This window comes from Mesorhizobium sp. M7A.F.Ca.CA.004.12.1.1 (assembly GCF_003997835.1).
Classification (GTDB): Bacteria; Pseudomonadota; Alphaproteobacteria; order Rhizobiales; family Rhizobiaceae; genus Mesorhizobium.
Genome location: NZ_RZRK01000277.1, coordinates 1 through 7,252, shown reverse-complemented (window position 1 = coordinate 7,252; position 7,252 = coordinate 1). Strand labels below are relative to the sequence as shown.

The 7,252-nt window shown below is 63.0% G+C and carries 6 protein-coding genes, 1 tRNA gene and 1 pseudogene; 3 read left to right on the top strand and 5 right to left on the bottom strand.

The window, feature by feature from the left end; all coding sequences use genetic code 11:
* Positions 1–109: 109 nt before the first annotated feature.
* From EN984_RS39365 to EN984_RS16235, 3 genes and pseudogenes are all read right to left on the bottom strand, one after another.
* The gene (locus EN984_RS39365) at positions 110–562 is read right to left on the bottom strand and encodes an Hpt domain-containing protein (protein WP_127269370.1); all 453 of its coding nucleotides are present in this window, start codon (positions 560–562) and stop codon (positions 110–112) included.
* A gap of 18 nt (positions 563–580) precedes the next feature.
* A tRNA-Gln gene (locus EN984_RS16240) sits at positions 581–655 on the bottom strand.
* Positions 656–783: 128 nt separating this feature from the next.
* A pseudogene (locus EN984_RS16235) lies at positions 784–1,108 on the bottom strand (VOC family protein).
* A 221-nt stretch (positions 1,109–1,329) separates the two neighbouring features.
* Between EN984_RS16235 and ppdK the strand changes: the two are divergent.
* The 3 genes from ppdK to EN984_RS16220 all read left to right on the top strand — a co-directional run bounded on the left by ppdK (position 1,330) and on the right by EN984_RS16220 (position 6,138).
* The gene (ppdK, locus tag EN984_RS16230; protein ID WP_127270462.1) at positions 1,330–4,008 is read left to right on the top strand and encodes a pyruvate, phosphate dikinase; all 2,679 of its coding nucleotides are present in this window, start codon (positions 1,330–1,332) and stop codon (positions 4,006–4,008) included.
* A 118-nt stretch (positions 4,009–4,126) separates the two neighbouring features.
* Positions 4,127–5,230, top strand: a complete 1,104-nt coding sequence (locus EN984_RS16225; protein WP_127270460.1) for a glycosyltransferase family 9 protein — start codon at positions 4,127–4,129, stop codon at positions 5,228–5,230.
* 167 nt (positions 5,231–5,397) lie between these two features.
* Positions 5,398–6,138, top strand: a complete 741-nt coding sequence (locus EN984_RS16220) for a polysaccharide deacetylase family protein (protein ID WP_127270458.1) — start codon at positions 5,398–5,400, stop codon at positions 6,136–6,138.
* A 39-nt stretch (positions 6,139–6,177) separates the two neighbouring features.
* On the opposite strand, the gene EN984_RS16215 is transcribed toward EN984_RS16220, so the two are convergent.
* Together EN984_RS16215 and EN984_RS16210 are read right to left on the bottom strand one after the other, a co-directional pair.
* A complete protein-coding gene (locus EN984_RS16215) occupies positions 6,178–6,567 on the bottom strand; it encodes a DUF427 domain-containing protein (protein ID WP_127270456.1) in 390 nt (129 codons plus the stop codon).
* Positions 6,568–6,707: 140 nt separating this feature from the next.
* On the bottom strand, positions 6,708–7,064 hold the full coding sequence (locus EN984_RS16210) for a hypothetical protein (RefSeq protein WP_023808564.1): 357 nt from the start codon (positions 7,062–7,064) through the stop codon (positions 6,708–6,710).
* Positions 7,065–7,252 lie beyond the last annotated feature (188 nt).

The window sequence follows — 7,252 nt, the reverse complement described above, 5'->3', positions numbered from 1 at the left end:
TTTCTGGCGTGTGAAGGGCTGGTGGCAGTATCTGCGCGCCGACCAGAGCTGGGGCGAGATGACCAGGACCGGCCTGACTGGGCCGAAGAAGTGAGCCTCTTCGGCTGAGTCACTTCAGCGTCCGCTCGATCTCCGCAATAAGCGCATCGAGCGCAGTATGTGCGACATCCGACCGCTCGATCAGCAACGTCTCAAGCTCGGACGCTCGCACGCTGATATCCGGAAAGCCGAACGTTCCGGCCCCACCCGCCAGCGAGTGAGCGATCCCGATCAGCGTATCGCCGGAACTGCTGCCGGGCACAGCCCTCCTCTCACGGGCGGCCTTCAACTCCACGAGCCGATCCGCACACCGGGCAAGGAAACGTTGCTGCAAGGAAGCGAAGGGATCGTTTGAGATAGGCCGATGCTCCGTTGCGGGACGTCGAGGGTCATTCAAGCAGAAAGCGGCGCGGGTTGGAATGGACTGCTTGGTCGAGCACGCCCCCCTGTCGGAGGAGAACGGCACCAGGGCTGGTCTGCAACGACACTGGCATGCCTGGGCTGGGGACAACCGCGCTGCCATCACCAGAAAAAAAGTGATTGGCTGGGGCGCCAGGATTCGAACCTGGGAATGTCGGTACCAAAAACCGATGCCTTACCACTTGGCGACGCCCCAATTGCCGTCAGAGTCGCTTGTGCGGCGCGTTATTAGCAGAGCAGCCAAAAAGCACAATCCTTATGAGTGACGGTTGGAACGCTCGAATTGGGCAGGCAACGCAGCGCTGGCAAATGATATGCAGCGGGCTATTCGGACCACACCGCCATCTCGTTTCCGGCTGGATCGACGAAGTGGAAGCGCCGGCCGCCGGGGAACGGGAAGATCGGTTTGACAATCGTGCCGCCGGCGCTTTCGACAGCGTCGAGGGTTTGCTCCAGATCCCTGCTGTAGAGCACGGGCAGCGGCTTTGATGGCGCTTCCGCGGCATCTGCCTGGAAGCCTCCGTCCAGGCCTTCGGCAAAGGCCGGTGAACGACCAGGCAAAGGCGGTACTGTAGAAAGCCTTCAGCCGGTCCAGCGTTCCACCGGTCGCGGGCATTTCCAGATAGTCGAGTTTTCCGGGCAGTTTCATGGCGCACCTGTTTGTTCACTGTATGTTCTACTCCAGAATTCCTGACTTGGCAAGTCTTTTTGCCGCATGCTGGAGCACGGCTTTGCTTAATCGATTGTAGTGGCCAGGTGGCTTTGCCGATGTCTTGCCTTTCGCACTGCAGCATCATATCGCTCCAAGGACGGACCGGCGGAACTTTCCGTTTCGCCAATCTTTCCAGTCTCCTGCAACCGGAGCGATGCATGACCAAATGGGTTTTCACCTTTGGCGATGGTGCGGCGGAAGGCCGTGCCAGCGACAGGAATCTCCTGGGTGGCAAGGGCGCCAACCTGGCCGAGATGTGCAGCCTGGGGCTGCCGGTGCCGCCGGGCTTCACCATCACCACGGAGGTCTGCAACGCCTACTACGCCAACGGCCGTATTTATCCGGCCGGGTTGGAAGCCGATGTCGCGGTCGCGCTCGATCACATCGGCCGGCTGACCGGCCGTCGGTTCGGCGACCCGTCGAAACTGCTGCTGGTGTCGGTGCGTTCGGGCGCTCGCGCCTCGATGCCCGGCATGATGGATACCGTGCTCAATCTCGGCCTGAACGACGAGACGGTCGAGGCGCTGGCCGCCGATTCCGGCGACGCGCGCTTTGCCTATGACAGCTACCGCCGCTTCATCCAGATGTATTCCGACGTCGTCATGGGCCTCGACCATGAGGTGTTCGAGGAAATCCTGGAGGATCAGAAAGGCGGGCTCGGGCACGAGCTCGACACCGAACTCACGGCGCTCGAATGGCAAGGCGTCATCGCGCTCTACAAGGCCAAGGTCGAGGAAGAGCTCGGCAGGCCCTTTCCGCAGGATCCGCATGAGCAGCTCTGGGGCGCGATATCAGCCGTGTTCTCGAGCTGGATGAACAACCGCGCCATCACCTATCGCCGGCTGCACGACATTCCCGAAAGCTGGGGCACGGCGGTCAACGTCCAGGCCATGGTGTTCGGCAATATGGGCGAAACCTCGGCCACCGGCGTTGCCTTCACGCGCAACCCTTCGACCGGCGAAAAGATGCTTTATGGCGAGTTCCTGGTGAACGCGCAGGGCGAGGACGTCGTCGCCGGCATCCGCACGCCGCAGAACATCACCGAAGCGGCACGTATCGCAGCTGGCTCGGACAGGCCGTCGCTGCAGAAGCTGATGCCTGACGCGTTCCAGTCCTTTGTCACCATCTCCGACAGTCTGGAGAAGCACTACCGCGACATGCAGGATCTCGAATTCACCATCGAGCGCGGCAAATTGTGGATGCTGCAGACCCGGTCCGGCAAGCGCACCGCCAAGGCGGCGCTGAAAATCGCCGTCGAGATGGCGCAGGACAGGCTGATCACGAAAGAGGAAGCCGTCGCCCGTATCGACCCGGCCTCGCTCGACCAGTTGCTGCATCCGACCATCGACCCCAAGGCCGCGCGCGATGTCATCGGCATCGGACTGCCGGCGTCGCCCGGTGCCGCTACCGGCGAGATCGTCTTTTCCTCCGGCGACGCCGAGGAATTGAAGACGCAAGGGCGCAAGGCGATCCTGGTGCGCATCGAAACCAGTCCCGAAGACATCCACGGCATGCATGCGGCGGAAGGCATCCTGACCACGCGCGGCGGCATGACCAGCCACGCCGCGGTGGTGGCGCGCGGCATGGGCAAGCCTTGCGTCTCCGGGGCCGGCTCGCTGCGTGTCGACTACAAGGCCGGCACGCTGATGGCGATGGGCTCGACCTTCCGCAAGGGCGACATCGTCACCATCGATGGCGGCAATGGCCAGGTGCTGAAGGGCGCCGTGCCGATGCTGCAGCCGGAACTTTCCGGCGATTTCGCGGCCATCATGGAGTGGGCGGACGCGGTCCGCCGCATGAAAGTGCGCACCAATGCCGAAACGCCGCTCGACGCGCGCATGGCGCGCTCCTTCGGCGCCGAAGGCATCGGCCTCTGCCGCACCGAGCACATGTTCTTCGATGGCGACCGCATCGTCGCCATGCGCGAGATGATCCTGGCAGACACCGAAAAGGACCGGCGCGCCGCACTTGCCAAGCTTCTGCCCATGCAGCGCTCGGACTTCCTCGAACTGTTCGAGATCATGGCCGGCCTGCCGGTGACGATCCGCCTGCTCGATCCGCCGTTGCACGAATTCCTGCCGAAGACCGAGGAGGAGGTGGCCGAGGTCGCCGCCGCCATGAAGGTGTCGCCGGACAAGCTCAGGCAGCGCACCGAGGCACTGCACGAGTTCAACCCGATGCTCGGCCATCGTGGCTGCCGCCTGGCTGTCTCCTATCCCGAGATCGCCGAGATGCAGGCGCGGGCCATTTTCGAGGCGGCCGTGGAGGCCGGCAGGAAGGCCGGCGCGCTGGTGGTCCCCGAGATCATGGTGCCGCTCGTCGGCCTGGTGAAGGAACTCGATTACGTCAAGGCGCGCATCGATGCGGTTGCCAAGAGCGTCATGGAGGAAACCGGCGTCAAGATCGACTATCTCACTGGCACGATGATCGAGCTCCCCCGCGCCGCGATCCGTGCCCATGTCATTGCAGAGTCAGCCGAATTCTTCTCCTTCGGCACCAACGACCTGACCCAGACGACCTTCGGCATCTCGCGCGACGATGCGGCCTCGTTCCTGGAAACCTACCGCCAGAAGGGCATTATCGATCAGGACCCGTTCGTCTCGCTCGACATCGACGGCGTCGGCGAACTGGTGCGCATGGCCGCGCAAAAGGGCAGGGCGACGCGGCCAGACATCAAGCTCGGCATCTGCGGCGAACATGGCGGCGATCCGGCCTCGATCCGCTTTTGCGAAGAGGTCGGCCTCGACTACGTGTCCTGTTCGCCCTATCGCGTACCGATCGCCAGGCTGGCGGCCGCGCAGGCTGCGGTGCTGGTTGCGAAGGCAGGCCGCCGATAGGATCCATCCAGCTTACCGTTTTGTAAGGCAATTCACGCGAACGTGCTGGCGGCGTCGCGCAATCTCGACATTGTTCCTGCCCAATTTGCGGCTATCCGCAAATTGCTCCCGGAAACAGATGCTGCAGATTTCTCCCGCGCCGTTCCACTCGATCCTGGTCGTCCAAACCAAGTTCATAGGCGATCTCGTCCTCGCCTCGGCGCTCGCCAAGAACCTGCGGCTCGCATTCCCCGGCGCCAGCATCGTCTTTCTGTGCGAGGCTCGCTTCGAGAGCTTCGTGATCGCCCATGATATAGCTTCCGAGGTGGTCACATTCAGGCGCGACCGCATGCGCGGCACGTCCTTGGAGCGCGGGAAAGAGCTTTACGCCATGGTGCGGGCGTTGCGCCGCTTCCGTTTCGACCTGACCATCGACCTGACCGACTCGAAGACGTCGCGCATCGTCACCGGGCTCGTCAACGCCAAGACCCGTGTCGGTTACAGTCCTTCCGAAAGACCCTTGCGTATGTTGGAGCGGCAGCCCGCCAACGTTTTTGCCAAGCCCTACGGCTTTGATGGTCAGCATTTCCTGTACCGCTACCTCTCGCCGCTCGAAGCGCTCGGCATCGAACTTCGCACGGTGATTCCAAACCTTGAGCCGCTGCCAATGGAGACGGCGAAAGCATTGGCGCTGCTGGGTAAGCGCCATCTGAGGCCAAACGCATTCATCGCGGTACATGCGGGTGCAAGCTTCGAGGGCCGACGTTGGCAGCCGGAGCGGTTTGCAGCAGTGATCGTCGAGATTGCCGGCGAGACCGGCCTGGACGTAGTCCTGGTGGGCGGCCCGGACGAGCGCGAGATCGCCGAACGTATCGTCGCCAGGACCGCGCCGTCGGTCGTCAATCTCGTCGGTGACCTGTCGCTTGAAAGCCTGCTGGCGGTGCTGAAACAGGCCCGGCTGTTTCTCGGCAATGAGAGCGGCCCGATGCACATGGCCGCAGCCACCGGAACCCCGGTTGTCGGATTGTTCGGTCTGACGGAGCCGTCGCGCTGGGGTCCCGTCGGCGTGCCCAGCATCTCGCTCCAGCCGCCGATGCCTTGCGCCTGCATGGCCGAAAACCTCTGCCGCGCGCCAGATCCCAGCAAGGCATGCTGCGTCTGGGGCCTGGAGGTCAAGCCTGTGGTCGATGCGGTGCGCGAGGTTCTTTCGCGCACCGAAATGAAACTGGAACACGCCATCTGAGATCATGCGTCGCATGCACGACCCTCGACGCGGCGGAATGACCCCCTTCGCCACAGGAACGGTCACATTGTCGCGGAGCGCTTTTCTGCTATGCGCCATCCCGATTTCCGCCTTCATGCGGGTCGTTGGGATGCCTGCTTGAAATGACGGGTCCGGGAATCGGTTTGATGCGCCTGCTGCAAAAAAGTCTCTGCATGATCGCCCTGTCGTGGGCGATGGCATCCGCCAGCCATGCCGCGCCCCTCGTCGAGCCGACGCTGCACATCAAGTCGCAGGCGAGCGGAGCCGGCCGTGTGGCGCTTACGCTCGACGCGTGCGGTGGACAGACCGACAACCGGATCCTTTCGGCGCTGGTGGACAACAAGATCCCCGCCACCATTTTCGTGACCGGCATCTGGCTGAAGCGAAACGCCGCCGCCGTCGAGATCATGCGGGCGCATCCCGATCTGTTCGAACTGGAAAATCATGGCGGCCACCACATCCCGGCGGTCGACACGCCGCGGAAAATCTACGGCATTCGCAGCGCCGGCAGCCCGGATGCGGTGCTGGCCGAGGTCGAATCGGGAGCCGCCGCTCTTACCGGGACCGGCGAGCCGGCGCCGAAATGGTTTCGTGGCGCAACCGCCGAATACAGCCCGTCGGCAATCGCCATGATCCGCAAGCTTGGCTTCAAGGTCGCGGGATTCTCGATAAATGGCGACGGCGGCTCTTTGCTTGGCGCCAAGGAGACCGCCCGGCGCATCGCGGCGGCCAAGGATGGCGACGTCATCATCTCGCACATCAACCAGCCGACCCATGCGGCCGGCGAAGGCGTGGTGCAGGGGCTGCTGGCGCTCAAGGCCAAGGGCTTGACCTTTGTGCGGCTCGACGATGCCGAGGGCATCGGCAATAACGGCACGACGGAGTGACTGGCCAGCCGAGCGGATCTCGATGCCCTCGGCGTTGGCTCAGTCCGGTTTGGCTTCGATCGTGACCTTGCTAGCGTAGAATGCGCCGTGGTTGCGGATTTCAGCCATTTCGTCGAAAGGCCGCTCGTACGCCCACATGGCGTTCTGGCCGGTCTCGCCGGCAGGCAGCACGCTCCAATAGCTTGCATCGCCCTTGTAGGGGCAATGGGTCGAGTGGTCGGTGCGGCCGAGCTTGCCGAAATCGATGTCGGCGAACGGAATGTAGAAGGCCGCCGGATAGGGGGCCTCGGTCAGCACCTTGGCCTTCGTTGTTGAAGCGATGACCACGTCTCCGACACGCACGGTAACGGTGCCGGCATAGGGCTCGACAGTGATGATTTTGTCCGGGTTGCGTTGGAAACCGGGTGCGGGGTTGGCGATCTGATCCATGCGGGGGGCTCTCCTTGCGTCGACTTAAGGTGTGTCGCGCAAGCGCATTGCGCAAGCCGCTATCGCCATCCAACACGCAAAACTTGCTTAGCCGACGCCGATGGATCGCCCCTTGGAATCCTCGGGATTGTCGTCAGCGGTCAGGCAGCGGCTTTGAACACGTCCATGAGACCGGCATAGGCGGCAGCGATCCCGGCGACCGGGTTGCTGCTTCTTGAGACGGTCTCGACCTTCAGGGAACCGCCGCCGGTAGGCAAGGTAAGCAGCAGGAACTGGCGGTTTCCGCCATCGCCGACTGACGCGGCCGCGACGTGCTGGTCCTCGCCCTGATTCTGGACGCACATCTTGAACAGCAGCGTGCCGCCGACCGCTTCCAGCGCGCCGCCGACAACTTCAACAAATTCATCTTCGGAAACAGTCTTTGTGTCCGGCACCACATCGGCCAGACTTTCGGCAAGCGTACTCTCGAGAGCCTTGTCGTCGAGCTGCGCGTCCATGCGAACCTCTTTCAGTCGCCAATCGCACCCCTTTGCCCGTTAACGAAACTTAACGCCGACGATGGCCGGATTGTGGCGGTTTTCCACCAATGCGGCGCTCAGGGGTGCTGGCGGCTGGACAATCCGCCGGTTCGCTCCACAATAGCTCGAAAAGCACAACGCAAAAAGCGTGAGGGAGGATCGAATGC

Bases quoted from the DNA above. Each gene is read 5' to 3' on its own strand.
- EN984_RS16225 (WP_127270460.1), top strand. From the start codon at position 4,127: ATGCTGCAGATTTCTCCCGCGCCGTTCCACTCGATCCTGGTCGTCCAA.
- EN984_RS16220 (WP_127270458.1), top strand. From the start codon at position 5,398: ATGCGCCTGCTGCAAAAAAGTCTCTGCATGATCGCCCTGTCGTGGGCG.
- EN984_RS16210 (WP_023808564.1), bottom strand. From the start codon at position 7,064: ATGGACGCGCAGCTCGACGACAAGGCTCTCGAGAGTACGCTTGCCGAA.
- EN984_RS16215 (WP_127270456.1), bottom strand. From the start codon at position 6,567: ATGGATCAGATCGCCAACCCCGCACCCGGTTTCCAACGCAACCCGGAC.
- EN984_RS39365 (WP_127269370.1), bottom strand. From the start codon at position 562: ATGGCAGCGCGGTTGTCCCCAGCCCAGGCATGCCAGTGTCGTTGCAGA.
- ppdK (WP_127270462.1), top strand. From the start codon at position 1,330: ATGACCAAATGGGTTTTCACCTTTGGCGATGGTGCGGCGGAAGGCCGT.